Genomic DNA, 25651 nt, shown 5'->3' with positions numbered 1-25651 from the left:
TCAGCTGATATAGCCTCCGGCAGGATTGCAGAGGCGCGCAGTAGAAGTATGTCATGCAATTGCATGACGCGCACCTCGCAGCAAGAATGCGAGGTATTCTTGAAATGAAAAAGGAGACCGAATATGGATAACAGAGTGGCAGTTATTTCAATCATTGTAGAACGGGAAGACGCCATTGAAGAACTGAACAACCTGCTTCACGAAGCGCGTCAGTACATTATCGGAAGAATGGGTATCCCATATCGCTTAAAGGGAATCAGCATTATCAGCATTGCTATTGATGCACCGCAGGATAAGATCAGTGCGCTTTCTGGAAAAATCGGACATTTGAAAGGAATATCAGCGAAGACGGCATATTCCAATGTTATAACTCCGGCAGAAGGGGGAACAGACGATTGATCAGGATAGCAGTATATGGAAAAGGTGGAATCGGTAAATCTACGACCGTTTCCAATGTGGCAGCAGCTTTGGCAGAGACAGGGCTTAAGGTGATGCAGATTGGCTGTGATCCGAAAGCAGATTCTACGATATTGCTCCGTCATGGGGAAGCAGTTCCGGCAGTGCTTGATCTGTATAATGAGAAAAAACAGGCGTTGCAGCTGGAGGATATGATCCGCATCGGATATAACGGTGTCATTTGCGTGGAGGCCGGCGGACCGACACCGGGACTTGGCTGTGCCGGCCGCGGGATCATCACGGCACTGGAAAAGTTAAAAGAACTGGGCGCATATAATGTGTATAAGCCGGATGTGGTTATATATGACGTACTCGGTGATGTGGTTTGCGGTGGCTTTTCCATGCCGATGCGGAATGGTTACGCTGATAAAGTATTTATCATTACGTCCGGAGAAAATATGGCAATTCACGCAGCTGCAAATATCGCAATGGCAGTGGATAATTTTAAAAACCGTGGATATGCGGAGCTTGGCGGATTCATTTTAAACCGCAGAGATGTTCCGAGAGAAGAAGAGAAAGTGGAAGAACTGGCAGAAGATTTCCGTACATCTGTCATTGGCACGTTGTCCCACAGTGAGCAGGTGCCAATGTCTGAGGAACAGAAAAAGACATTAATGGAATGCTATCCGGACAGTGATATGGCGGAGGAGTACCGTACTCTTGCAAAACAGATGTATGCCATTTGCAAGGAGGATGTATAGATGTTGCAGCGAGCAGGGAAAAAAATAGATTCAAAAGAGGCTGTGTTAAAAATCAAAGACGCATCATATCCGGCGCCATTTGCTTCGGAACTGGAATATAATTCTCCGGTGCATGGTAACTGGAACATCGTACACACCGGAATGCAGATACCGGAATCTATTCAGATCTATGTCTGTGCAGACAATTGTATGCGTGGTGTTGTGCTGACAGCGGCGGAGATGAATGCGGCAGATCGTTTTTCATTTGTTATTCTGGAAGAGCAGGATCTGTTGAACAGTAATCTGGAGGATATTACCGTTGAGGGTGTGACGGATGTGTTGAACAAACGTGGAGATCATCCAAAAGCGGTGCTGCTGTTTACGGTATGTCTGCATCATTTTGTGGGAAGCAATCTGGATTATATCTACAGTGAATTGGAGCATCGTTTCCCGGATATCTGCTTTATTCGCTGTTATATGGATCCGATCATGCAAAAGCATGGGCTAACGCCGGATCAGAAGCTACGGAAAGCCATGTATGATCCATTGCCGGAGGGGGAGCCGGATGAAAGGGCAGTATCCGTATTGGGTAGTGACTTTGCATTGAATGAGAGCAGTGATATCAAGCGTTTATTAAAACGATATGGCTATACTGTGCGGGAACTTCCGACGTGCGACACGTGGCAGGATCTATTGGATATGAACAAAGGCAAGGTATTTCTCAACATTTATCCGGCTGGCAAATACGGAATGGAGACACAGGCGCGCAGGCTGAATCGGGAGCATCTGTATCTGCCGGGAAGTTTCGATTATGAAGAGATCGGGCAGCAGTTAAAGCAGCTTACGGATGCATTGGGACTTCCGGAACTGACAGAAGCGGAACTGACACGCGAGCAGAAATCCTGTGAATCTGCGCTGGCAGCAGCAAAGGATCTGCTCGGAGATATGCCGGTTGCACTGGATTATCTGTATCATCCGAGACCTCTTGGGCTGGCAAAACTGCTTCTGACACATGGATTTAACGTCAAAGCGGTGTATCTGGACGGTATCAGCCCGGAGGAAAAAGACGCATTTGACTGGCTGCAGGAGTGCGCACCGGAACTGGAACTGATCGCAACGATCCAGGTGAAAATGCGGATGTTGTCAAGAGGCGGAGAAAAGGAAGTGCTTGCCATCGGACAGAAGGCAGCGTATTTTAGCAGAAGCCGTCATTTTGTTAATCTGGTGCAGGGAGAAGGTCTGTATGGATTTGATGGTATCCGCAGGACAGCAGAACTGATGATGGAAGCATACCGTGAAGAAAAAGATACGGAACAACTTGTAGTACAAAAGGGATGGGGGTGCGAGTGCTGCCTATGAGACAATCATATCGAATTATACCGATTTATACAGCAGATGTGTCCGGCGTGTGTTCCGCACTGTATGAACTGGGCGGAATGATCGTGATGCACGATCCGTCCGGATGTAACTCTACTTATAATACTCATGACGAGATCCGCTGGTACGATCAGGACAGCCTGATCTTTATTTCGGGATTGACAGAAATCGATGCGATCCTGGGAAATGACCGGAAATTCATTGATGATATCGAACATGCAGCCAGGGAACTGCATCCCAAATTCATCGCACTGGCAGGTTCACCGATCCCATTTATGAACGGTACGGATTTTCCGGCAATTGCAAGAGTCATTGAGGCGGAAACCGGGATTCCGGCATTTTCTGTGCCGACGAATGGCATGCATGACTATGTGTATGGTGCAGGCATTGCACTGGAAGAAATTGCAAAGCGGTTTGTTGGAATGCCCGATAGCAAGAAAGACGGTTCTTCCCGCAGTGTTAACCTGTTAGGCGTGACACCACTGGATTTTGGACCGCAGGAAAATGTTGAATTATTAAAAGCTAATCTGGAGCAGTACGGATGGAAGGTTATCTCGACGTGGGCAATGGGAGATGAACTTGAGACGCTGCAGCAATCTGCGGAAGCGGATGTGAACCTGGTGGTATCAGCCGTGGGACTGCGCGCAGCGAAAGTGCTTCGGGAAAAATTCGGAATGCCATATGTAATCGGAACACCGAATCAATGGATGGTAGAAGAAATCTCAAATGCACTGGACAAGGCAGTTGTCAGACAGCCAGAGCAGCCGACGGTATATTTGCAGAACCGCATGCAGCAGGATGCAGACATTACACTGATCGGTGAACCTGTTACGATGGGATCTTTAGCAGCGGGTATCGAGAAAAAGTATGGATGTGCAGTTCGCGTCTTGTGTCCATTAAAAGAATGTGAAGCATTACTTGGTGGAAAAGACAAAGTATTGCTTGGAGAAGAAGCAATGGAAGAGGCATTGAAAGATGCAAAGATTATTGTGGCAGATCCGCTGTATCGCCCGATCTGTCCAAAGAACAGCAGCTTTTATGAACTTCCGCATGTGGCATTTTCCGGAAGGATATATATCAGATGAGAGATTAACGAACCTCTTGATTGCAGTGCTGTTCGTAATTGGAATTTATTTCTTCCGCAAAGCGGCAGTATTAGAATAGAAAATAAATAGTTATAAGTATTCTTAAATTGTGTTTTAAAAACTTTGATGCTATACTGACTGCATTGAATATAAGGTGTTAGCGAATCTCCTGCTATCGGCATACCGGGAAAGCCGAGCTTTGGAAAAAGTGTAAGGAAGATTCGTTAACGCCTTTTCTGTTGTTCTGAACAGTTATATCAACAGGGCAGCAGTTCATTTGGCCAGATGAAATAGTAACAAATAATTGTATAAAATGAATGGAGATTGCTATGGAAAAGAAAAAAGCATCCCTTGCTCTTTCGTCCCTGGCAATCGTATTGATTGTCGCATTTATTGCGGTAGGGATTGGCGTATTTAATGTAAATATTGCGATACTGTTGTTTTTATGCTGGATGATTATGTGGCCATTTGCAGCGCATCTGGGTTACAGCTTCTCAGAAATGGAAGGCTTTGCATATGAGATGGCACAGAAATGTATTGCTCCGGCAGCGATCATCCTTGCGGTTGGCATGATGATCGCGTCATTTATGGCTGCCGGAACGGTTCCGACCATCTTAGTAGCCGGATTGAAACTGATTACTCCTAAATTCTTCCTTGCACTTACATTCGTCATGTGCTGTATCATGTCAGTAATCATGGGAACCTCATGGGGAACCCTTGGAACGGTAGGTATTGCGATGATGGGTGTTGGCGCTGGACTTGGCGTGAATCCTGCAATTACAGCAGGTGCGGTAGTCAGCGGCGCATGGTTTGGTGATAAGATGTCACCGATGTCAGACAGCACAATCATGTGTTCTACGATTACAGAGACTTACATTATGGATCATATCAAAGCCATGATGCAGACTACAATTCCTGCAGCAGTTGTATCGTTAGTTATTTATCTGGGAATCGGTATCGGTATTTCCGGAAATAGCTATGATGCAAGTACTGTCGACAGCATTATGAATGGATTAAAGGGAATGTTTCACATCAATTTGATTCCGGTTATTCCTATTGTAGTTGTAATTGTGATGATTCTGATGAAAAAGGGAACCATCGTGTCTATGATGTCAGGAACCGTGGTTGCGATTCTGATCGCAGTGTTCTATCAGGGCTATTCTGTAGCTGATATGGGAACATTTTTATATAGCGGATTTACCTGTGATACTAAGAATGAAATCCTTATCAGCCTGCTGAACCGTGGCGGAATGACCAGTATGCTGAGTCTGCTTGCAGTATTCGTAGGAGGACTTGGACTTGGTGGAATCCTGGATAAGACAGGAATGCTGGAACCTATTTTCCATTACATTACGGAGAAATACAAATCACCAAGAGGTATTATGCTGATGGCATGGTGTGCAACACTGCTGTGTATTCTGGTTATTGCGGATAATAACTTTGCTTTTGTCATGGTTGCAACCTTATTTGGAAGTGCATTCCAGAAATACAATCTGAAGAGCCAGAACTTATCCAGAATCCTGGAGGATGTAGGTACGCTTGGTAGTGCATTGGTACCATGGAATGTAGGCGCACAGTTTGCAGCAGGAGTATTAGGCGTATCGACACTGGCTTATATGCCGTATGCATTCCTGAACTGGATGACACCGATTCTTTCACTGGCATTTATCATTTTGCAGGTAAAGATAAAGAAGATTGAGGAATAAGAATGAAATATAATTTTGATGAAACAGGGGATCACAGGCAGGATGGATCGATCCGATGGGAACAGCCGGAAGGCAGAGACGATATCATTGGAATGGGAACCGCAGATATGGATTTTACCTGTGCACCGTGTATACGGAAAGTACTGCAGCCAATCTGCGAGGAGAATACATATAATTACCGATTCAAGCCGGAGAGTTATTTTCAGTCTGTGATACGATGGTTTCGAGAAAACTATCAGTTAGATGTGAAGAAAGACTGGATGAGCAATGTGCCGGGAACGATCGGAGCGGTTCGTCTGGTTATGGAGAAATTCAGTGAAAAAGGCGATTATGTATTGATGCATACGCCTTACTTCACTCCGCTCAGAAGCGCGATAGAGGCATCCGGAAGAAAGTTTCTGGGAAATGCTATGAAGCTTCAGGGTGGAAGATATGAGATTGATTTTGATGATTTTGAGAAAAAGATCAAGGAGTACAAGCCTTCGATATTTCTGCTTGTGAATCCGCAGAATCCGACTGGGCGTGTATTTACACAGGATGAGCTGAAAATAATGGTAGATATCTGTGCGGCAAATCAGGTGCGGATTATATCCGATGAAGTACATTTTCTGATTACGTATGAAGATTATAAGCACATTCCGATTCTTGCTGTATCAGAGAAAGCCAGAGAGATTGCGATTCAGGTATTCAGCTTCAGTAAAGGCTTTAACATCATGAGCCTTCCGCATGGAATTGTGTTTATTGCAAATGAGAAAATGTAGAAGGAATGGATGGATTATCTGATTCCATATAGTTTTGCATATGCATCCAATTCTTATGCGATTGCAGCAGTAACAGCAGTGACTGGTGGAGAAGCGGATGACTGGCTAGAGCAGGTAACCGCATACCTGACTGCCAACAGAGATTACTTTATCGAAGAAGTGAGACGAAGAAAACTGCCGATCACACCATTAAAGCCGGAAGCCAGTTTCCTGTTTTGGATTGATTGTAGAGAATCTGGTATTGATCCGGAGAAAGTAGATGAAGTATTCATGGAGCAGGCAGGAATTCAGCTGAATAATGGTCTGGAACATGGCGAAGAAGGACGTGGATTTGTCCGCATGAATTTTGCAGTGACCAGAGCAACACTGGATGCTGCTCTGGATAGAATAGAAAAAATATTTTTATAGATTCTTATTGGTTCTGCTCCTGGTAAGCAGCAGAGCCATAATGCCGGATGCAGAAGAAGCCCTTCGGTATCGGAACTGAAGAATCCATCGATATGGATCAGAGCAGACATGACATTGTTCGAGGGCAGTGAAAAAGACTCTTAGCATTCCAGAATGGATGAATGAAGCTGCAATCAAAGCGGGAGTGAATTTCTCACAGGTGTTGCAGGAAGCGCTGATGGCAAAATTAAATATTCAATAGTTTGGAGAATAGAATCATATATAAGGCTTAAATATTCCTTAACATTTGACCTCTGAATTCTATGGGGTTGTTCTTTTTGAGAAAATGCTATATAATACCTAAGTGTTAACCCCAAAACATTCAGGAAAGGATTATATTTATGAGAATGCATAAAAAACGAATCGCACGGTACGGAACAGCCCTTATCTGTGCATTCGGTGTCGCACTGTCATCTATGCCGGTGCATGCAGAGGACATTGAGAGCCTTGAGAATAAGACCAGTAATCTGCAGGATCAACTGGACGGGATTAATCAGGATATGGTTGAGATCAGTGATAAGATCGCTGAGACCGAGGCACAGATTGAAGAGTCGAACAATGAAGTGTTCCGACTGGAAGCATCACTTCAGATTTCGCGTAACAATGAAGAGAAGCAATATGAAAATATGAAGTCCCGTATTAAGTACATGTACGAGAATGGTTCGGAGAGTATGATCTCTATGCTATTCAGTGCAGACAGCATGGCAGATTTACTGAATAAAGCAGATTTTGTTCAGAATGTTACCGAGTATGACAGAGATATGCTGGAGAATTTGGTAGAAGTACGTGAAGGTATCGAGACACAGGAAGATGATCTGAAGAAGCAACAGCAGGAGCTGGCAGATCTGAAGGAACAGCTGAACAGCGAACAGGCTGAATTGCAGGCGAAGGCTGATGCCACATCGACAGATCTTGCTACATTTAATGCACAGCTTCAGGCAGCACGTGATGCTAAGGCAAAGGAAGAGGAAGCAGCGAAGCAAAAAGCAGCAGAAGCTTCGAAAAACACAACGACTTCTTCTAATAAGAATAACAGTTCGTCAGGAAGTACGAACTCCGGAAGCAATAGTTCTTCTAATAATTCTGGAAATAATAGTTCCAACAATAATTCCGGAACTAATCATGGTAACTATGTGATCCCATCAGGTGGCTTGACCCCGTCTAAGGGACGTATCTGGTTTAACGGACATTCTGAGACCTATTATTCACAGAAAGTACTTCCGGGAGGTGGACTGGCGATTCCTGGACGCCATATTGCGAGCGATGGTACGATTCGCGACAAGGATAATTACATCGTAGTTGCAAGTGATGATTATCCGAAAGGCACAGTTGTTCAGACTTCATTAGGAGCCGGCAAAGTGTATGACAGCGGAAGTGGAAAAGGTAATATTGACCTGTATACTGATTGGTAAGATCAGACACAGCGCCCTGTTTTCGGACAGGGCGTATCTTTTATTGTAAAATACTGGTATGATAGACAGAGAAGGGAATTATTGATAAAGGATTCTGAGGGAGTGAGTCAGATTGAAGAAGAATAAATATGAAATAGATATGTGCAATGGCACGATTATGGATAAGTTAATCTCGTTTTCAGTACCGCTTATGGTGTCAGGAATTTTGCAGTTACTGTTTAATGCAGTAGATATTATCGTGGTAGGAAGGTTCAGTGGAAGTTGGGCATTGGCGGCGGTTGGTTCTACAACGGCGCTGATCAATGTATTTACGAATCTGTTTATCGGCGTGTCGTTGGGAGCCAATGTACTTGCGGCCAGATTCTATGCTGCCGGAAGAGACCAGGAGATGTCTGAGACAGTACATACAGCGATCACATTTGCCCTGATCAGCGGTGTTGTAATGGCTTTCGTGGGATTAATCTGTTCCAGATATGCACTGGAGATCATGGGAACGCCGGATGATGTCATTGAGCAGGCAGCATTATATATGAAGATATATTTTATGGGGATGCCATTTTTTATGTTGTACAATTATGGTGCGGCGATACTGAGAGCGGTAGGAGATACAAAGCGTCCATTGATGTTTCTTGTTATATCCGGAGTGATCAATGCAATACTGAATCTGATCCTGGTTATTGCATTTCATCTGGATGTGGCGGGAGTGGCGATTGCTACAGCCATTTCCCAGATGATTTCCTGTATTTTAATCCTGCGCTGTCTGTACAAGACGGAGAGTAGTTATCAGCTTAGATTTTCTAAATTGACGATCAGAGGTGTGTATTTGAGGCAGATCTTTCAGGTGGGCATTCCGGCCGGCATCCAGAGTATGGTCATCAATCTGTCCAATGCGTTGCTGCAGTCATCAGTAAATTCATTTGGCTCTGTAGCAATGGCAGGTTATACAGCTGCAAACAATATTCTTGGCTTCTTATATATGTCTGCTAATGCAGTGACACAGGCATGTATGAGTTTTACCAGTCAGAATTATGGTGCAGGGAAGCCGAAGCGGATGGATCGCGTACTGATTGACTGTATGATATTGTCCTGCGGGATACTGTTAGTATTAGGAATATGTGCATATATGTTTGGTCCGGAGATTCTGCGGATCTACACATCAGAGGCAGATGTAATAAAAAATGGCATGGCAATATTCTCATGTACCACAATTACGTATTTCCTGTGCGGAATCATGGATCTGTTTCCGGGAGCACTGCGTGGAATGGGATATTCAACAGTACCGATGATATTGTCGGTGCTTGGTACAGTAGGAACCAGAATCGTGTGGATCTTTATGATCTTTCCATCACACAGAGCATTGGATCTGTTGTTCATTTCTTATCCGGCATCCTGGTTTATCACAATTGTTATGCAGGTGATCTGTTACTGGTTTGTACGTAAGAAAGTGAAAATGAAATTTGTGGCACGGGCATGAGAAAGGAGAACGGTATGAATATATTTGAGATCATAGGACCGGTGATGGTTGGACCGTCCAGTTCACATACAGCTGGTGCAGTGCGTATTGGATTTGTGGCGCGTAATCTTCTGGGAGAAGAAGTAAAAGAAGCGGAGATACTGTTATATGGATCGTTTTTGGCTACCGGAAGAGGACATGGTACAGACCGTGCACTGGTAGGCGGTCTGATGGGGATGAAGCCAGATGATTACCGAATCCCGAATAGTATAGAAATTGCAAAAGAGCGGGGAATCAAACTGAGCTTTGGAGAGGCAATCCTAAAAGAAGGACATCCGAATTCCGCACTTCTTCGCCTGAAAGGAGAATCCGGTAAGAAGCTGGAGATTATCGGAGAGTCTCTTGGAGGTGGGAGAATCAATATCGCACAGATTGATGGTATCGAGACGAATTTCTCAGGAGAGAATCCGACGCTGATCGTACACAATCTAGATCAGCCGGGGCATGTATCAGAAGTGACGGCGATGCTTGCGCACAAGTCGGTCAATATTGCTACGATGCAGCTATATCGCTCTGGCAAAGGCGGGCGGGCAGTTATGGTAGTAGAATGTGATCAGGAGATTCCGGAAGAAGGCATACGTTGGCTGGAGAGAGTAGAAGGCATCCTGAAAGTAACTTATCTGAAGAAAGCGGAGGACGAGTAAATGGCAGAATATCACAGTATCAGAGAATTGCTGGAGATATGTGAATGTGGAAATCAAAAGATCTGGGAAGCTGTAATGGAACAGGAAGCGGCTGAAAGCGGATTGACGGAAGAACAGGTATTTCAGAAGATGGAGCGCATGTATGAAGCAATGCGTCTGGCAGATGAGAATTATGATGCAGAATTGCGATCCGGCAGTGGTGCAGCCGGTGGAGACGGTGAGAAGATGCGTGCATATAATGCCAGTGGGAAGAATCTCTGTAGTCCGTATACCAGTCTGGCGATGGAAAAGGCACTTAAGATGGCAGAGTCCAATGCCTGTATGAAACGGATCGTGGCAGCACCGACAGCGGGATCCTGTGGAGTGATTCCTGCGGTAGTGCTTAGCTATGAGGAATGTGAGCATGTATCGAAAGAAGAAATCGTGCAGGCACTCTTGGTGACAGCGGGGATCGGGAAAGTAATCGCAGAGAATGCATCAATTGCGGGAGCGTCTGGCGGTTGTCAGGCGGAGATTGGTTCGGCAAGTGCCATGGCAGCAGGAGCACTGGCTTATCTGCAGGGCGGTGATAATGAGCAGATCGTACAGGCGGCGACATTTTCTCTGAAGAATATGCTGGGACTTGCCTGTGATCCGGTGGGTGGACTGGTAGAAGTCCCGTGCATTAAGCGGAATGTGGCAGGTGTGATGAATGCAGTAGCAGGAGCACAGCTTGCTATGGCTGGTATCCGCAGCGCGATTACACCGGATGATACGATTGACAGTATGCGGCGGATCGGTAATGATCTTCCGGTTTGTCTGAAGGAGACCAGTACAGGTGGACTTGCGGTAACGGAGTCAGCGAAAAGAATTTTAGAAAAGATTAGTAAAAAGAATTTATAGAGAAAATAAAAAGAAGGCAACTGATAACGCAAAAGTTATCAGTTGTCTTCTTTAATGTGCTTCTTCAGTGCTGCGAAACTCTCTGCGCTGATTACATGTTCGATACGGCAGGCATCTTCAGCGGCAATTTCAGCATTGACACCAAGCTTGGTCAGCCATGCGGAAATGACCTGATGACGTTCATAGATGCGTTCTGCAACTTCTTTACCTTCCGGAGTAAGTGTGATGTATCCTTCCGGCGATACGACGATGTGACCACTCTGGCGGAGCTTTTTCATAGCAACACTTACGCTTGATTTCTTGAAATCCAGTTCGGTAGCAATATCTACAGAGCGAACAACCGGACACCGTTCGCTGAGGACCAGGATGGTTTCAAGATAATTTTCAGCGGATTCATTCTTAATCATTTATCATACCTCGTTTGCTAGTATCTTATTATCTTATTAATATACCATATTTAAATGAAAAGGGCAAATATGTAGAAAAAATCCAATTAAAAATGAGATATTTCGTCAGTTAGTTAAAACTAAGAAATATACTTGACATCTAATATATGTTAGTGTATACTAACGATGAAAATCATAGATGATAAGAAATATCATCTTTAATCTAACGCATTAAGAAAAGAGGTCGATTATGATGCCACTTACTATGGCAAATGTAGGTGAACCAGTAACAATTAAGAGGATTGGCGGAAAAGAAGAGACCAGGAAGTTTCTGGAAAGTCTGGGCTTCACGGTTGGTGGAACTGTCACAGTAGTATCAGACGTTCAGGGAAGCGTTATTGTTAATGTGAGAGATTCCAGAGTTGCGGTCGGTAAAGATATTGCAATGAAGGTTATGGTTTAGGAAGGTAAGAAAGGAAGAAGGAAATGAAGACTTTAAAAAATGTAGCCTGTGGTCAGACAGTAAAAGTAACCAAACTGACAGGTGACGGTCCGGTTAAGAGAAGAATCATGGACATGGGAATCACCAAAGGTGTAGATGTATTTGTAAGAAAAGTAGCGCCTCTGGGAGACCCGATCGAAGTCACTGTTCGTGGATACGAGCTTTCCATCAGAAAAGCAGATGCTGAAATGATCTGTGTAGATTAATTTTTTACCCAATAGTTAGTAAGAACTTACTTTGGGAAGAAATGACAAACTAATAGGAAAAGGAGAAATGAAATGTCAGTAAAAATTGCACTTGCGGGTAATCCGAATAGTGGTAAGACAACATTGTTTAACGCACTGACAGGTTCCAATCAGTTTGTAGGAAACTGGCCTGGCGTTACAGTAGAGAAAAAAGAGGGTAAATTAAAAGGACACAAAGACGTTGTGATCATGGACCTTCCGGGTATCTATTCCCTGTCTCCATACACATTGGAGGAAGTGGTTGCCAGAAATTACCTGATCGGCGAGAGACCGGATGCGATCATCAATATCGTAGACGGAACCAATATTGAGCGTAACCTGTATCTGACCACACAGATTATGGAGCTTGGTATTCCGGTAATTATGGCAGTTAACATGGCTGATCTTCTGGAAAAAAATGGTGATAAGATTCACTTGAATAAACTTTCAGAAAAACTTGGCTGTGAAGTGGTATCTATTTCCGCACTGAAGGGAACTGGAATTAAAGAAGCAGCTGAAAAAGCAGTGAAGCTGGCTAATGCCAGAAAAGTGATCGAGCCTGCGCACGAGTTCAGTGCCAAGGCAGAAGAGATCATCAGTGCAGTAGAAAACCGTCTGACTGGTATTGTTCCGGCAGAACAGGAGAGATTCTTCGCTATCAAACTTCTTGAGAAGGACGATAAGATTGCATCTCAGATGAAGAGTGCACCGGATGTATCTGCTGAGATCAAAGAGATGGAAGATGCGTTTGATGATGATACAGAAAGCATTATCACAAATGAAAGATATGTATATATTTCATCTATCATCGGTGACTGCGTAACTAAGAACAGAGCCAAAGAAATGTCGACATCTGATAAGATTGACCGTATCGTGACCAATAGATGGTTAGCGCTTCCAATCTTTGCAGTAATCATGTGGATCGTTTATTATGTATCTGTAACAACTGTAGGTGCTGTCCTGACAGACTGGACCAATGATACACTGTTTGGAGAATGGATCATTCCGGCGGCACAGTCTTTCTTCGAAGGAATCGGCTGCGCAGACTGGTTAACAGGACTGATCGTTGATGGTATTATCTCTGGTGTAGGTGCCGTACTTGGATTCGTACCACAGATGCTGGTACTGTTCTTCTTCCTGGCAATCCTGGAGTCCTGCGGATACATGGCTCGTGTAGCGTTTATCATGGACCGTATCTTCCGTAAATTCGGACTGTCCGGTAAATCATTTATCCCGATGCTGATCGGAACCGGTTGTGGTGTTCCTGGAGTTATGGCTTCCCGTACCATCGAGAATGATCGTGACCGTAAGATGACAATCATGACTACAACATTTATCCCTTGTGGAGCGAAGCTTCCTATCATTGCCCTGATCGCAGGAGCAATCTTCAATGGAGCTTCATGGGTAGCACCGAGTGCTTACTTTGTAGGTATCGCAGCTATCATCTGCTCAGGTATTATCCTGAAGAAGACTAAGATGTTCGCGGGAGATCCGGCACCATTCGTTATGGAGCTGCCTGCATACCATATGCCAACCATCGGTAATGTACTGAGAAGTATGTGGGAACGTGGATGGTCATTCATCAAAAAAGCTGGTACAATTATTACATTATCAACAATCGTTGTTTGGTTCCTGCTGAACTTCGGTTGGGTAAACGGACATTTTGGAATGCTGAACTTCGACGGACTTGAAGGAGCAGCAATGGAAGCAGCTCAGGCTGAGTGTATCCTTGCTAAGATCGGTAACCTGATCGCATGGATCTTTACACCGCTGGGATGGGGCAACTGGAAGATGGCTGTTGCAGCTATTACAGGACTTGTAGCAAAAGAGAACGTAGTAGGAACATTCGGACAGCTCTTTGGTTTTGCAGAAGTAGCAGAAGATGGTACAGAGATTTGGGGACAGCTCGCAGGAAGTATGACTGTAGCAGCAGGCTACTCATTCCTGGTATTTAACCTCCTGTGTGCACCTTGTTTCGCAGCAATGGGAGCTATCAAGAGAGAGATGAACAATGCAAAATGGTTCTGGTTCGCAATCGGATATCAGTGTGGTCTTGCATACATTGTTTCACTTTGCATTTACCAGATTGGTACACTTGCTATGGGTGGTGGATTTGGACTTGGAACGATCGTGGCATTCATTCTGATCCTTGGATTTGTTTATCTGCTGTTCAGACCATACAAAGAAAGTAAGACATTAAATGTAAATGTAAGAAGCGTGGCAGGCGCTAAATAATTCTCCTGCCTGTTAAGGGAGGAATTGTCATGGGAACAATTGTGGTATTGGCGGTTTTGCTGGTGATCGTATATTTCGCGGCAAGAAGCGTGATTCGTGATAAAAAGAACGGAAAATGCAGTGGGGGATGCGCTGGATGCAGTGGATGCGCCGGCAGCTGTTCATCCGAACATACGACATCAATAAACCAGACAAAGAAGAAATAAGAGGTCTCGATATGAATGAACAGAAAGAACTGATCATTGCAAGGCTCAGGGAAAAAGGATGCCGTATCACAAAGCAGCGACTGGAACTTCTGGATGTTATACTTAATAATCAGTGCTCCAGCTGCAAGGAGATCCACTATCTTGCCTCTAAGGTAGACAGCGGGATTGGAATTGCAACCGTGTATCGGATGGTCAATGAACTGGAAGATATCGGTGTGATCAGTCGTAAGATTGTGTATGACCGGGCAATGGCAGTATAACAGTAAGAGAAACATATAAGAACATACAAAGGGGCTGTCGGGAAATAGATAGTTCCAAAGGAGGGAGGGTATGACTCGTTATGAGTCATACCCTCCCTTGTAAAATGAATGACTATCCAAGAAGCTTTGCCATAATAGTGGCGTAGAGCTCCTGGTTCTTTTTCTGCCAGTTGTCGGTTACAGCCTGTGCTTCGGCTTCGGAAGGCACTGTAATCGTAAGATCGATCAACGGCAGTGCGTTCTCGGTTACCTGACAGTGTACCGAATATTCCTGATTGGTATTGCGGTAGTAATCTGCTTTGACAGAACTTTCATTCTTTAAATCATATTTCTTTTCTTTCAGATATTCATTAACATCTTTTTGAATATCCTGTGAAATGTTGTTTTTAAAATAATCAATCGTAGAGGAACCGTCTTCTGTCAGATGATACAAGGTACGGTTATGTGTGGATTCATCCCGGATCAGTCCGGCATCCATCAGTTCCGACAGAGCTTGCTGCAGCTTAAAGTAAGTAGTATAGCCTTTGTCCAGCACGAATTCTGATATCTGCGATGTGGACAGCGGGAAATCTACACGATCCAGCATATATAATACGATTAGCTTATACAGTGTAAGTGGTTGTGCCATTGGTATAACTCCTTCCCTGCCAGATGTTCTGGGTTTTTAGATAGGCATTTAGCCGATTTAGCGTGTCGCGCTTACGCGTGGTCCATTGCGGCTCGATCAAGAGCTTAGATGGACCGTCGCCGGTTAACCGGTGGATCACAATGTCTGGTCTCAGATGGCTGATACAGTCACCTAAGAGTGCCAGATATTCATCCATAGTCATAACCGGAAATGGATGCTCGCGGTAATAATCCGCAAGATCCGTGCCCTCCAGTATGTGGAGGAGCTGTAATTTGATGCCCTGGATATCCAGTGTATTTAGATATTGAACGGTCTCAAGCATCTGGTCGAAAGTCTCACCCGGAAGTCCGAGGATTACATGGACGATAACAGAGATTCCAATCCTGCGCAGATTCTCTACGGCTTCCAGAAACACCGAAAGCTCGTATCCCCGCCTGATGAATGTAGCAGAATCCGGATGGATGGTCTGCAATCCAAGTTCGACCCAGACTGGTTTGATCTGAGACAGTTCCTGCAAAAGTTCTAATACTTCCGGTCCGAGGCAGTCCGGTCTGGTAGCGATGGATAAGATTTCTACATCCGGCGCATTGATTGCTTCGGTAAAAACCTGGCGCAGTCGTTCGACAGGCGCGTAGGTGTTCGTAAATGCCTGAAAATAAGCAATGTATCCATCTGCGTGGAATTTGTTTCGGATGATTTCTTTACCCTGAATAAGCTGTTCGGTGACAGACAACGAACGGTCGGCTGCAAAGTCACCGGAACCTTTGGCACTGCAGAAGATGCAGCCGCGTGTCCCCAGCGTACCGTCTCTGGTGGGACAGGTCATGCCGGCATCCAGTGCGATCTTATAGAGCTTGTGCCCGTAAGTCTGTTTCAGGTAGTAATCCAGAGAATAAAAGCGTTTTTCGCCCCAGCGGACTGGCTGGGGCGTTCTGTTTTCTTTCTGCATATTATATCAGCTCTTTGACAGCTTTGCTCACGACATCAGCAATGATAGGATCCAGTGCATCCGGTACGATGTGTGTCTCAGTCAGTTCGTCGTCCGGTACCAGACTTGCGATTGCTTCCGCGCAGGCAAGCTTCATTTCTTCTGTGATCTTAGTAGCATGTCCTTCCAGTGCACCACGGAAAATGCCAGGAAATGCCATAACGTTGTTAATCTGGTTCGGGAAATCGCTTCGTCCCGTACCAACAACTTTGGCTCCGGCTTCTTTTGCAAGATCCGGCATGATCTCCGGAACGGGATTCGCCATGGCAAAGAGGATAGCGTCGTGGTTCATAGAAGCGACCATTTCTTTGGTGACAATATTTGGAGCAGATACACCAACAAAAATGTCAGCACCTTTTAATGCGTCGGCAAGAGTTCCCTGTCTGCCTTCCAGATTGGTTACTTTCACCATTTCCTTCTGCATCCAGTTCAGATTCGGTGAGGATTCATTTAACATACCATTAATGTCACACATGGTGACATGCTTGAAACCATAACGGAGCAGAAGCTTAGTAATGGCAACTCCGGCAGAACCGGCACCATTTACAACGACCTGTGCAGTCTCTTTGTCTTTGCCTGCAACTTTCATAGCGTTAATAATGCCTGCGAGGACGATGATGGCAGTACCGTGCTGATCATCGTGGAATACCGGAATATCCAGGAGTTCTTTCAGCCGTTCCTCAATTTCAAAACAGCGTGGAGCACTGATATCTTCCAGGTTGATGCCACCAAATGCAGGTGCGATATTTACTACAGTACGGATGATTTCTTCTGTATCCTGTGTATCCAGACAGATTGGTACAGCATTAATACCACCAAGTTCTTTGAAGAGGACAGCCTTACCTTCCATAACAGGCATACCTGCCAGAGCACCGATGTTACCGAGTCCCAGTACGGCACTTCCGTCAGAGACAACGGCAATTGTATTTGCTTTCATTGTATAAGTGTAGGCTGCCGTTGGATCCTTGGCAATAACCTTACAAGGTTCTGCTACACCTGGAGTATATGCGATAGCCAGATCTTCCCTTGTTCTGACGTGAGATTTGGCAGTGGTTTCAATCTTACCATTCCATTTCTTGTGCATCTGTAATGCAAGTTCATTTGCTGTCATATTGATTCACCTTTTCTTTATCTTCGTTAATGTTAGAATACAATGTCTTCGGAGTGTTCCGACGACATTAAATATCATAACATCCTTAACAGTTCAAGTCAAATTGGAAGAGCTATCAGAGTGGACAAAAAAGGTTTGCAAAAATATCAGAATCGTGTATAATAAGATACATAAATTCAACAGCCAGTTCGGCTGCATTCCCTATGCTAATGAGTGTGAATTAAAATTGAAGATTAATGAAGATTAATAACGGTGGTTAATAAGTTAATAATCAGAAAAGAACTCAGAAAGGAAACGAAGATTATATGATGAGAGAAAAGTATGAATCGCTTCCTCTGGCTACATTAAAAGAGCTTGCCAAAGCACGCGATATATCCGGTATATCAGGCATGAAGAAGGCACAGCTTATAGAACGTATGCTGGAAGAAGATATTCGCGATAAAGAGCGTTCTGCTAATACCGGAGACCGGGACAAGCAGGAGATTCACGATATAGATAAGTTGGACAGCGGTGAGACGGCCAGCGGTATTCTGGAAGTAATGACGGAAGGCTTTGGATTCATCCGTTGTGAAAACTATCTGCCGGGAGAGAATGATGTATATGTATCGCCTTCACAGATCCGCAGATTTAATCTGAAGACGGGAGATATCCTGGAAGGTAATACGAGAATTAAGACACAGCAGGAGAAATTCAGTGCATTGTTGTATTTATCTAAAGTTAACGGTATTCATCCTGCAATTGCTGCCAAGAGACCAAACTTTGAAGATCTTACACCAATTTTTCCAAATAAGAGATTATCTCTTGAGACGGGAAAGACCAGCACTGCCATGCGTATCATGGATCTTATGTCTCCAATTGGTAAGGGTCAGCGAGGTATGATCGTATCGCCACCGAAAGCCGGTAAGACAACGCTTTTAAAACAGGTGGCATTGTCTGTGCGAAAGAATAATCCGGAAGTGCATATGCTGATTCTTCTGATTGATGAACGCCCGGAGGAAGTAACCGATATTAAGGAGGCAATTGAAGGAGCAAATGTGGAAGTAATCTATTCCACATTTGATGAATTGCCGGAGCATCACAAGCGGGTATCCGAGATGGTGATTGAGCGTGCTAAGAGACTGGTAGAGCATGGTAAAGATGTTATGATTCTTCTGGATAGTATCACCAGACTTGCAAGAGCTTATAACCTGACGGTAGCACCGTCCGGAAGAACGCTGTCCGGCGGTCTTGATCCGGCAGCACTTCATATGCCGAAGCGATTCTTCGGTGCAGCAAGAAATATGCGCGAAGGCGGAAGCCTGACCATTCTTGCAACAGCACTGGTAGATACGGGAAGCCGTATGGATGATGTGGTATATGAGGAATTTAAGGGAACCGGTAATATGGAGCTGGTGCTTGACAGAAAGCTTTCTGAGAAGCGTATGTTCCCGGCAATCGATATTCCGAAGTCCGGAACCAGAAGAGAGGATCTGCTGTTGTCTCCGGAAGAGCTGGAAGCGGTAGATCATATGCGCAAGGCACTCAATGGAATGCGCTCTGACGAGGCAGTAGAGAATATCTTAAATATGTTCTCGAGAACCAGAAGTAATAAAGAATTAATTCAAATGGTAAAAAAGACAAAATTAATCTAGACAATGTAAAAGTTTTATGATACAATAAATAAGCTGTTTATGAAACGAAATAAAGTGCATTAAGCACGACGATAATAAAGAAGAGGTGAAACGAAATGAAAGAAGGAATACATCCAGCATATCATCAGGCAACTGTAACTTGTAACTGTGGTAACACTTTTGTAACAGGATCTACAAGCGAAGATATCCACGTAGAAATCTGCTCTAAGTGCCACCCATTCTACACAGGACAGCAGAAAGCAACACAGGCTCGTGGTCGTGTAGACAAGTTCAACAAGAAATACGGATTAAAATAATCCAAGAAGGTAACGGGTTGAGATTTTACGGAATCTCAACCTTTTCTATTATCAGGAGGACAATATATGAAATCTTCAGGTATCGGCGGACAGGCTGTGATGGAAGGCATCATGATGAAGAATAAGGATGACTATGCAGTGGCAGTGCGGAAGCCGGATGGAGAGATTGTGGTGGATAAGCAGACATACCGCAGCATTGTTGGGAATCATAAGGCTCTGACTAGAATCCCATTTGTCAGAGGTGTGTTTAATTTTATCGACTCGATGATCATCGGTATGAAGACCTTGATGTTTTCAGCCTCCTTTTTTGAGGATGAGGAAGAAAAGAAGCCGATGACAGAGGCAGAACAGAAGAAGAAAGAAAAACAGGAAAGTGCGTTGATGACCGGGACAGTGATCGTGTCAATTGTATTTGCGGTTGCGATTTTTATGGTGTTACCGTACCTGTTGTCCGGACTTTTGAAACGATGGATTCCCTCTTATGGAGTTCGTACTGTAATCGAGGGTCTGGTGCGTATCGGCATTTTTATTTTGTATATACTGCTGATTTCCCACATGGAAGATATTCAGCGTACCTTTATGTACCACGGCGCAGAGCACAAATGTATTAACTGTATTGAACACGGATTGCCATTGACAATGGAAAATGTCAGAATCAGTTCCAGACAGCATAAGCGCTGTGGAACCAGTTTCCTGTTCTTTGTATTAATTATCAGTATCTGTCTCCTTTGTATTGTGAGGGTAGAATCAGCACTGATGCGTGTGGTGGTTCGTATCGCATTACTTCCGGTTATCGCAGGTATTTCCTATGAGATTCTGCGACTCGCTGGTAACAGTGACAATCCACTGATCAATCTGCTTAGTAAGCCAGGACTTGCAATCCAGAAGCTTACGACAAAAGAACCGGATGACAGTATGATTGAGGTAGCTATTCAGGCAGTGGAAGCGGTATTTGACTGGAGAACTTATGAAGCAGAAAACTTTAACACTGAAACAATTATATAAGGTAGGAACAGTAAAACTGGCTGAGGAAGGGATTGAAGAATTTTCGCTGGATGCATGGTATCTGCTGGAGTATGTCACAGGTGTCAGTAAGGCAATGTATTTTGCAGAGCCAGAGCGTGCTGTGTCTGAAGAAAATGCGGACAGGTATATAGATTGTATCAGACGGCGCGCAGCGCATATTCCATTGCAGCATATTACGGGTGAACAGGAATTCATGGGGTATCCGTTCTGTGTGAATGAACATGTGCTGATTCCGAGACAGGATACGGAGATTCTGGTGGAAGAAGCAATCCAGGTTATGCGTCCGAAGATGAAGGTCCTTGATATGTGTACTGGATCCGGATGTATTGTTCTCAGCATTCTGAAAATGTGCAGAGAGAAATACTATATGACGGATCTTCAGGGGATCGGCGCAGATGTGTCAGAAGAAGCCTTGAAAGTGGCCAGAGAGAACGGCAGGCGGTTGGGAGTCCCGGTGACATGGATACAGAGTGATCTTTTTGCGAAGATACCGGAAGAGGAGAAGTATGACGTGATCGTGTCTAATCCACCGTATATTGAGACAGCTGTGATCGACACACTGCAGGAGGAAGTACGGCTTCATGATCCGTACATTGCACTGGATGGGAAAGAAGACGGTCTGTATTTCTATCGCAGGATCATTTCCGAAGCAGGTAAATATTTAAAAACGCAGGGGAAACTTATGTTTGAGATTGGCTGTGATCAGGCAGAGGCAGTTGAAGAACTTATGAAAAATGCCGGTTATGAACAGATAACCGTAAAAAAAGACCTGGCAGGACTTGACCGGGTAGTGTATGGAACGTTACAATAAAATAATGTCAGGTGAGTAAGATCACCGATCAGGAGGTAAAAAGATGTTTGATAAATTAGAAGATATCGTGCTTCGCCTGGAGGAAGTTTTGAATCAGCTTCAGGAGCCGGATGTAGCGAATGACCAGAACCGTTTTCGCAAGCTTATGAAAGAGCAGGCAGAACTGACTCCGATCGTTGAAGCATATAAGGAATATAAAGCGTGCAAGCAGAATATTGAAGACAGTCTGGAGCTTTTGAATGAAGAGTCCGATGAAGAGATGCGTGAGCTTGCAAAAGAAGAATTAAATGAATCGAAAGCGAGAGTAGAGGAACTTGAGAATGAACTGAAGATTCTGCTTCTTCCTAAGGATCCTAATGATGATAAGAACGTTATCGTGGAGATCCGTGCAGGTGCAGGTGGAGATGAGGCGGCATTGTTTGCGGCAGAGATCTACCGTATGTATGTACACTATGCAGAGAGCCGCAGATGGAAGGTAGAACTGGTTGAGTGCGAAGAGATCGGTATCGGTGGTATGAAGAATGTGACCTTTATGATTGACGGTCAGGGTGCATATTCCGTTATGAAATATGAATCCGGTGTACACCGTGTACAGCGTGTGCCTGAGACAGAGTCCGGCGGACGTATTCATACATCTACAATCACAGTAGCAGTAATGCCTGAGGCAGAGGATGTAGATGTACAGATTGATGAGAAGGACATTCGTATTGATGTCATGCGTGCATCCGGTAATGGTGGACAGTGTGTCAATACCACAGACTCAGCAGTACGACTGACTCATTATCCTACGGGAATTGTAATCTATAGCCAGACAGAGAAGTCACAGCTGCAGAATAAAGAAAAGGCATTTGCATTACTGCGTGCCAAGTTATACGATCTGGAATGTCAGAAGCAGCACGATGCAGAGGCTGAGGCAAGAAAGAGCCAGATCGGTACCGGAGACCGTTCTGAGAAGATTCGTACTTATAACTTCCCGCAGGGAAGAGTGACAGATCATCGTATTGGTCTGACCTTATATAAGCTTGATAAGATCATGAATGGAGATATCCAGGAGATTCTGGACGCATGTATCGCAGCAGATCAGGCAGCTAAGATAGCTTCTATGAATGAAGATTAATAAAATGAAGAATAAGTAACAGGATGAATCAGAGTTAACCGTGGTTCGTCCTGTTCTTTTTGCGTTCGATTTGATTGACAGCGTCACGGGAGTTCTATATAATTTATAAGTGGCATAGTGTCGAAAAAAGAAAAGTTATTAGTTATTGTGGAGTGAAAGTTTAATGGTTTTTTCGAGTTTGTTTTTTGTGTTTTTCTTTTTGACCCTGAATCTGCTGATATATAATTTGGTAGACGGGATTGAAAAGAAGAACATAGTCATGCTGGTGTTTTCCCTGATTTTCTATTCATGGGCAGGACCGAAATATTTAATCCTTCTTCTGGGAATGGTATTTATATCCTGGTTTACTGCGATTATGATTGAGGGGAGTCGGAAGAAGAGTGTGAAAAGGAAGTATCTGACGCTCGCCTGTGTGCTGTTGATCGGACTTCTTGGTATATTTAAATATCTGAATTTCTTCACCGGAATTACAAGTTCGCTGATCGGACTTCCATCGGAGGCAACAAAGATTGTATTGCCGGTAGGTATTTCTTTCTATACATTCCAGCTTTTATCTTATGTGGTGGATGTATATAGAGGAGAAGTGGCTGCTCAGCGTAAGTACTGGCATTTACTGTTATATGCAGCATTGTTCCATCAGTGTATTGCGGGACCGATTGTAAGATATCAGTTGGTGGCAGATGAGATCGATCACCGTAAGGTTCGGGTAGATGAGTTTAGCAAAGGTATCATGCGATTTATGGTCGGACTTGCAAAAAAAGCAATCCTGGCGAATAGTTGTGCATCTGTAGCAGATGCGCTGTTTCCATCAGGACATAAGGCGATTGTTGCCATTCCGGCAGGCGGGCTTTGGATTGGATTGTTGTTCTATATGCTTCAGATCTATCTGGATTTCTCGGCATATTCTGATATGGCGATTGGTATGGGCTGGATGATAGGTTTCCATTATAATGAAAACTTTAATTATCCATATATAGCTACATCAATTAAGGATTTCTGGAATCGCTGGCATATTTCTCTGAGTACATTTTTCAGAGATTACGTGTATATCCCACTGGGAGGTAATCGTAAAGGAGCCAGAAGAAGAACAATAAACTTATTGGTAGTGTGGGCACTTACCGGATTCTGGCATGGAGCAAGCTGGAATTATATCTTATGGGGACTGTATTTCTTTGTATTTATCTGTATTGAGAATAAAGGCTGGCTTGATAAGCTAAAAAAGCTACCGGGTGGGGTAAGACACTTATATGCAATGCTTGTAGTGTACTTTGGATGGGCACTGTTCCGTCAGGAGTCAATTGCTGATCTTGGAACTTCTCTAAAAGGCATGTTTGGACTGAACGGCAATGGATTTATGGATATGGCGACATCTATCCAGATTAAAAATAATATATTTCTGCTGATCTTCTGCATTATAGCATCTACACCGTTGATCAAGTATATTGGCAGATTCTTCAGAGGTCTGGTTAACAGAGTCTGCAGAATCCCGTATCCGGTGTATGTATATGAAATGATTGCACCGATTGCATTGCTGATTCTGTCATTTATGGCGTTGATAGGGAACAGCTACAATCCATTCTTATATTTCCAGTTTTAGAGGAGCAGCAATAAGATGAATGATTCAAGTTACAAGTTAAAGAAAAAGAGAGAGCATAACAGATTTCAAAAATACACGATCCGAATATTTCTGATCACATTAATGGTGATCGGACTTCTGGGGTTAATGATACCGTTGCGGCCAAGGGAGTCGGCGATTGAGAAGCGTACACTTACCAAATTTCCGAAGCCTACGGTAAAGACGGTCATGAATGGTGAATTTACAGACCAGATCAGTACCTGGTATGCGGACAGCTTTCCGTTCCGTGAAGAGTTCATGGCATTGAATTCCAAATTTGAGAGACTGTATGGAATGAGTGCTGAAGAGATTCATGGCGGTACTGTTGTGTCGGATGAGATTCCTGTAGATGGGAAAATGGAATCTACATTAAGCAAAGACGACAAGAAATCCAGCAAGAAGTCCAAGACAGATGATGAGGATGAAGGAAGAAATGATAAAGCGGAACTTCATGTAGAACCGGAACAGGCAGGTACGGTATACATCGCAGACGACCGTGCATTTGAGTTATATGGATTTGATGCGCAGGGTGCAACTAACTACAGCGCGATGTTGAATGAAGTGGCAAAGGAGCTGAAAGGTACTTCTACAGTATATGATATTCTGGCACCGACCAGTATTGCTGTAATGCTGGATGATGAGATGCAGAAGAAAGTGGGATCCAGCAGTCAGGAAGAGGCTTTCCAATACATAGAAGATAATCTGGATAAGAAGGTTAAGTTCGTGCCAGTGCTGGATACATTAAAGAAGCATAACAGTGAGTATCTGTATTTTAAGACAGATCATCACTGGACAGCAGATGCAGCGTATTATGCTTACAAGCAGCTGATGAAAGAAAAGGGAGAAAAGGCATCTCCGTTGAAAGATTACACGAAGGAGGAGTTCACAGGATTCTTGGGAAGCTTCTATTCTTCAAGTAACCAGTCAGAAGTTCTGGCTAATAATCCGGATACTGTCACAGCATATGTGCCAAAGGTTAATGAACTGACCTACACAGATTATAATGGACAGGAACAGCAGGGCGAGGTTGTTGCGGATGCCAATGTGTATAGTCAGGAGAATAAGTACCTGTGCTTTATCGCCGGCGATGAACCATTTGAGAAGATCGAGAATCCGAATATTAAGGATGATTCATCCTGCGTGGTAATCAAAGAATCCTATGCGAATGCATTTGTCCCATTCCTGGTAAACAGTTATCATGATGTATATGTCGTGGATTACAGATATTACGGTGGTGGATTGACGGATTTTGTGAAAGAAAACAAGATTCAGGATGTGATCTTTCTGAATAATGCACATGCGATTAATACAAAGGCTGTAAATCTGATGTACAGCATCTGGTAGTATCACAGTGGTATAAATAATTAATTGAGGAGAATAATGATGAGAAGACGAATTAAATCAGCCATGCTGATGATTATAATGGTATGTACTCTGTGTGTGAATTCTGTCGTGGCGGAGGCGGAGTCTGCGACAGATTCTGGCGACAGGGTGACTATATTATTTACACATGATATTCATTCCAGACTGGATGAATACAAGGCAAGCCAGGCAGACGGGGAGACTGAGATGATAGGTGGATTTGCCAGAATAAAACAGAGATTGACAGAGTAAAAGAGGAAGATCCGGCAGCATTTGTATTTGATGCCGGA

General features: G+C 44.0%; 26 protein-coding genes and 2 pseudogenes. 24 read left to right on the top strand and 4 right to left on the bottom strand.

Annotated features, from left to right (window positions below):
- Positions 1 to 123: 123 nt before the first annotated feature.
- From DXA18_RS03540 to sdaAA, 11 genes and pseudogenes are all read left to right on the top strand, one after another.
- Positions 124 to 399, top strand: coding sequence for a TM1266 family iron-only hydrogenase system putative regulator (locus tag DXA18_RS03540; protein WP_118382703.1), 276 nt, complete (start codon positions 124 to 126; stop codon positions 397 to 399).
- Entirely contained in the window at positions 396 to 1157 is a 762-nt protein-coding gene (locus tag DXA18_RS03535) for a nitrogenase iron protein NifH (protein ID WP_118382702.1), read from the top strand. Before DXA18_RS03540 ends, DXA18_RS03535 begins: the two co-directional genes overlap by 4 nt.
- Positions 1158 to 2495 carry a nitrogenase component 1 gene (locus DXA18_RS03530; RefSeq protein WP_118382701.1) on the top strand — a complete coding sequence of 446 codons (1338 nt, stop codon included), beginning with the start codon at positions 1158 to 1160 and terminating at the stop codon, positions 2493 to 2495.
- Entirely contained in the window at positions 2492 to 3598 is a 1107-nt protein-coding gene (locus DXA18_RS03525; RefSeq protein ID WP_118382700.1) for a nitrogenase component 1, read from the top strand. Before DXA18_RS03530 ends, DXA18_RS03525 begins: the two co-directional genes overlap by 4 nt.
- A 329-nt stretch (positions 3599 to 3927) precedes the next feature.
- The gene (locus DXA18_RS03520; protein WP_158567082.1) at positions 3928 to 5304 is read left to right on the top strand and encodes a Na+/H+ antiporter NhaC family protein; all 1377 of its coding nucleotides are present in this window, start codon (positions 3928 to 3930) and stop codon (positions 5302 to 5304) included.
- A gap of 2 nt (positions 5305 to 5306) precedes the next feature.
- Positions 5307 to 6473: pseudogene (locus DXA18_RS03515) on the top strand (MalY/PatB family protein).
- A 112-nt stretch (positions 6474 to 6585) separates the two neighbouring features.
- Positions 6586 to 6714, top strand: a pseudogene (locus DXA18_RS17290) (type II toxin-antitoxin system HicB family antitoxin); the annotation flags it as partial.
- A 139-nt stretch (positions 6715 to 6853) separates the two neighbouring features.
- A complete protein-coding gene (locus tag DXA18_RS03510) occupies positions 6854 to 7924 on the top strand; it encodes a coiled-coil domain-containing protein (RefSeq protein WP_118382698.1) in 1071 nt (356 codons plus the stop codon).
- A gap of 139 nt (positions 7925 to 8063) precedes the next feature.
- Positions 8064 to 9398 carry an MATE family efflux transporter gene (locus DXA18_RS03505; RefSeq protein ID WP_118382831.1) on the top strand — a complete coding sequence of 445 codons (1335 nt, stop codon included), beginning with the start codon at positions 8064 to 8066 and terminating at the stop codon, positions 9396 to 9398.
- Positions 9399 to 9412: 14 nt separating this feature from the next.
- A complete protein-coding gene (gene sdaAB, locus DXA18_RS03500; protein ID WP_118382697.1) occupies positions 9413 to 10081 on the top strand; it encodes an L-serine ammonia-lyase, iron-sulfur-dependent subunit beta in 669 nt (222 codons plus the stop codon).
- Positions 10082 to 10963, top strand: a complete 882-nt coding sequence (sdaAA, locus tag DXA18_RS03495; RefSeq protein ID WP_118382696.1) for an L-serine ammonia-lyase, iron-sulfur-dependent, subunit alpha — start codon at positions 10082 to 10084, stop codon at positions 10961 to 10963.
- A gap of 38 nt (positions 10964 to 11001) precedes the next feature.
- Here the strand turns inward: sdaAA and DXA18_RS03490 are convergent, their stop codons facing one another.
- Complete coding sequence (locus DXA18_RS03490) at positions 11002 to 11370, bottom strand: metal-dependent transcriptional regulator (RefSeq protein ID WP_118382695.1); 369 nt, start codon at positions 11368 to 11370, stop codon at positions 11002 to 11004.
- A gap of 229 nt (positions 11371 to 11599) precedes the next feature.
- Between DXA18_RS03490 and DXA18_RS03485 the strand changes: the two genes are divergently transcribed.
- From DXA18_RS03485 to DXA18_RS03465, 5 genes are all read left to right on the top strand, one after another.
- Positions 11600 to 11812, top strand: coding sequence for a FeoA family protein (locus tag DXA18_RS03485; protein ID WP_118382694.1), 213 nt, complete (start codon positions 11600 to 11602; stop codon positions 11810 to 11812).
- Between the two features lie 23 nt (positions 11813 to 11835).
- The gene (locus DXA18_RS03480) at positions 11836 to 12057 is read left to right on the top strand and encodes a FeoA family protein (RefSeq protein WP_118382693.1); all 222 of its coding nucleotides are present in this window, start codon (positions 11836 to 11838) and stop codon (positions 12055 to 12057) included.
- Between the two features lie 72 nt (positions 12058 to 12129).
- Complete coding sequence (gene feoB / locus DXA18_RS03475) at positions 12130 to 14310, top strand: ferrous iron transport protein B (RefSeq protein WP_118382692.1); 2181 nt, start codon at positions 12130 to 12132, stop codon at positions 14308 to 14310.
- Positions 14311 to 14339: 29 nt separating this feature from the next.
- Positions 14340 to 14516 (top strand): FeoB-associated Cys-rich membrane protein, encoded by a 177-nt coding sequence (locus DXA18_RS03470; RefSeq protein WP_199665535.1) that lies wholly within the window; start codon positions 14340 to 14342, stop codon positions 14514 to 14516.
- Positions 14517 to 14527: 11 nt separating this feature from the next.
- A complete protein-coding gene (locus DXA18_RS03465) occupies positions 14528 to 14776 on the top strand; it encodes a transcriptional repressor (RefSeq protein WP_118382690.1) in 249 nt (82 codons plus the stop codon).
- 112 nt (positions 14777 to 14888) lie between these two features.
- On the opposite strand, the gene DXA18_RS03460 is transcribed toward DXA18_RS03465, so the two are convergent.
- Genes DXA18_RS03460 through DXA18_RS03450 form a run of 3 tightly spaced genes read right to left on the bottom strand, consistent with a single transcriptional unit; the run spans position 14889 to position 17503 of the window.
- Positions 14889 to 15404, bottom strand: coding sequence for a DUF4364 family protein (locus DXA18_RS03460; protein WP_118382689.1), 516 nt, complete (start codon positions 15402 to 15404; stop codon positions 14889 to 14891).
- Positions 15379 to 16353, bottom strand: coding sequence for a TIGR01212 family radical SAM protein (locus DXA18_RS03455; protein ID WP_118382688.1), 975 nt, complete (start codon positions 16351 to 16353; stop codon positions 15379 to 15381). Before DXA18_RS03455 ends, DXA18_RS03460 begins: the two co-directional genes overlap by 26 nt.
- A 1-nt stretch (position 16354) precedes the next feature.
- Positions 16355 to 17503, bottom strand: a complete 1149-nt coding sequence (locus tag DXA18_RS03450; RefSeq protein WP_118382687.1) for an NAD(P)-dependent malic enzyme — start codon at positions 17501 to 17503, stop codon at positions 16355 to 16357.
- A gap of 305 nt (positions 17504 to 17808) precedes the next feature.
- On the opposite strand from DXA18_RS03450, the gene rho reads away from it, so the two are divergent.
- The 8 genes from rho (at position 17809) to DXA18_RS15995 (ending at position 25613) form a co-directional block, all read left to right on the top strand.
- Positions 17809 to 19134 carry a transcription termination factor Rho gene (gene rho, locus DXA18_RS03445; protein WP_118382686.1) on the top strand — a complete coding sequence of 442 codons (1326 nt, stop codon included), beginning with the start codon at positions 17809 to 17811 and terminating at the stop codon, positions 19132 to 19134.
- 95 nt (positions 19135 to 19229) lie between these two features.
- Positions 19230 to 19430, top strand: a complete 201-nt coding sequence (gene rpmE / locus DXA18_RS03440) for a 50S ribosomal protein L31 (RefSeq protein WP_118382685.1) — start codon at positions 19230 to 19232, stop codon at positions 19428 to 19430.
- 66 nt (positions 19431 to 19496) lie between these two features.
- Entirely contained in the window at positions 19497 to 20435 is a 939-nt protein-coding gene (locus tag DXA18_RS03435) for a DUF1385 domain-containing protein (RefSeq protein ID WP_118382684.1), read from the top strand.
- Positions 20398 to 21267, top strand: a complete 870-nt coding sequence (gene prmC, locus DXA18_RS03430) for a peptide chain release factor N(5)-glutamine methyltransferase (protein ID WP_118382683.1) — start codon at positions 20398 to 20400, stop codon at positions 21265 to 21267. Before DXA18_RS03435 ends, prmC begins: the two co-directional genes overlap by 38 nt.
- A 43-nt stretch (positions 21268 to 21310) precedes the next feature.
- A complete protein-coding gene (prfA, locus tag DXA18_RS03425) occupies positions 21311 to 22384 on the top strand; it encodes a peptide chain release factor 1 (protein WP_118382682.1) in 1074 nt (357 codons plus the stop codon).
- A 259-nt stretch (positions 22385 to 22643) separates the two neighbouring features.
- Positions 22644 to 23981, top strand: coding sequence for an MBOAT family O-acyltransferase (locus DXA18_RS03420; protein WP_243007015.1), 1338 nt, complete (start codon positions 22644 to 22646; stop codon positions 23979 to 23981).
- Positions 23982 to 23996: 15 nt separating this feature from the next.
- Positions 23997 to 25343 carry a DHHW family protein gene (locus tag DXA18_RS03415; RefSeq protein WP_118382680.1) on the top strand — a complete coding sequence of 449 codons (1347 nt, stop codon included), beginning with the start codon at positions 23997 to 23999 and terminating at the stop codon, positions 25341 to 25343.
- A 39-nt stretch (positions 25344 to 25382) separates the two neighbouring features.
- Positions 25383 to 25613, top strand: a complete 231-nt coding sequence (locus DXA18_RS15995; protein ID WP_243007014.1) for a hypothetical protein — start codon at positions 25383 to 25385, stop codon at positions 25611 to 25613.
- Positions 25614 to 25651: the final 38 nt, after the last annotated feature.

Source organism: Dorea sp. AM58-8 (assembly GCF_003464045.1).
GTDB classification, from domain to species: domain Bacteria; phylum Bacillota; class Clostridia; order Lachnospirales; family Lachnospiraceae; genus Claveliimonas; species Claveliimonas ammoniilytica.
The sequence above is the reverse complement of the archived record's forward strand: the minus strand, read 5'-3'. Positions and strand labels throughout refer to the sequence as shown.

Excerpts from the sequence above, each read along its gene's own strand:
- DXA18_RS03540 (WP_118382703.1), top strand. The coding sequence starts at position 124 with ATGGATAACAGAGTGGCAGTTATTTCAATCATTGTAGAACGGGAAGAC.
- DXA18_RS03530 (WP_118382701.1), top strand. The coding sequence starts at position 1,158 with ATGTTGCAGCGAGCAGGGAAAAAAATAGATTCAAAAGAGGCTGTGTTA.
- DXA18_RS03525 (WP_118382700.1), top strand. The coding sequence starts at position 2,492 with ATGAGACAATCATATCGAATTATACCGATTTATACAGCAGATGTGTCC.
- DXA18_RS03520 (WP_158567082.1), top strand. The coding sequence starts at position 3,928 with ATGGAAAAGAAAAAAGCATCCCTTGCTCTTTCGTCCCTGGCAATCGTA.
- DXA18_RS03510 (WP_118382698.1), top strand. The coding sequence starts at position 6,854 with ATGAGAATGCATAAAAAACGAATCGCACGGTACGGAACAGCCCTTATC.
- DXA18_RS03505 (WP_118382831.1), top strand. The coding sequence starts at position 8,064 with ATGTGCAATGGCACGATTATGGATAAGTTAATCTCGTTTTCAGTACCG.
- sdaAB (WP_118382697.1), top strand. The coding sequence starts at position 9,413 with ATGAATATATTTGAGATCATAGGACCGGTGATGGTTGGACCGTCCAGT.
- sdaAA (WP_118382696.1), top strand. The coding sequence starts at position 10,082 with ATGGCAGAATATCACAGTATCAGAGAATTGCTGGAGATATGTGAATGT.
- DXA18_RS03490 (WP_118382695.1), bottom strand. The coding sequence starts at position 11,370 with ATGATTAAGAATGAATCCGCTGAAAATTATCTTGAAACCATCCTGGTC.
- DXA18_RS03485 (WP_118382694.1), top strand. The coding sequence starts at position 11,600 with ATGATGCCACTTACTATGGCAAATGTAGGTGAACCAGTAACAATTAAG.
- DXA18_RS03480 (WP_118382693.1), top strand. The coding sequence starts at position 11,836 with ATGAAGACTTTAAAAAATGTAGCCTGTGGTCAGACAGTAAAAGTAACC.
- feoB (WP_118382692.1), top strand. The coding sequence starts at position 12,130 with ATGTCAGTAAAAATTGCACTTGCGGGTAATCCGAATAGTGGTAAGACA.
- DXA18_RS03470 (WP_199665535.1), top strand. The coding sequence starts at position 14,340 with ATGGGAACAATTGTGGTATTGGCGGTTTTGCTGGTGATCGTATATTTC.
- DXA18_RS03465 (WP_118382690.1), top strand. The coding sequence starts at position 14,528 with ATGAATGAACAGAAAGAACTGATCATTGCAAGGCTCAGGGAAAAAGGA.
- DXA18_RS03460 (WP_118382689.1), bottom strand. The coding sequence starts at position 15,404 with ATGGCACAACCACTTACACTGTATAAGCTAATCGTATTATATATGCTG.
- DXA18_RS03455 (WP_118382688.1), bottom strand. The coding sequence starts at position 16,353 with ATGCAGAAAGAAAACAGAACGCCCCAGCCAGTCCGCTGGGGCGAAAAA.
- DXA18_RS03450 (WP_118382687.1), bottom strand. The coding sequence starts at position 17,503 with ATGACAGCAAATGAACTTGCATTACAGATGCACAAGAAATGGAATGGT.
- rho (WP_118382686.1), top strand. The coding sequence starts at position 17,809 with ATGATGAGAGAAAAGTATGAATCGCTTCCTCTGGCTACATTAAAAGAG.
- rpmE (WP_118382685.1), top strand. The coding sequence starts at position 19,230 with ATGAAAGAAGGAATACATCCAGCATATCATCAGGCAACTGTAACTTGT.
- DXA18_RS03435 (WP_118382684.1), top strand. The coding sequence starts at position 19,497 with ATGAAATCTTCAGGTATCGGCGGACAGGCTGTGATGGAAGGCATCATG.
- prmC (WP_118382683.1), top strand. The coding sequence starts at position 20,398 with ATGAAGCAGAAAACTTTAACACTGAAACAATTATATAAGGTAGGAACA.
- prfA (WP_118382682.1), top strand. The coding sequence starts at position 21,311 with ATGTTTGATAAATTAGAAGATATCGTGCTTCGCCTGGAGGAAGTTTTG.
- DXA18_RS03420 (WP_243007015.1), top strand. The coding sequence starts at position 22,644 with ATGCTGGTGTTTTCCCTGATTTTCTATTCATGGGCAGGACCGAAATAT.
- DXA18_RS03415 (WP_118382680.1), top strand. The coding sequence starts at position 23,997 with ATGAATGATTCAAGTTACAAGTTAAAGAAAAAGAGAGAGCATAACAGA.
- DXA18_RS15995 (WP_243007014.1), top strand. The coding sequence starts at position 25,383 with ATGAGAAGACGAATTAAATCAGCCATGCTGATGATTATAATGGTATGT.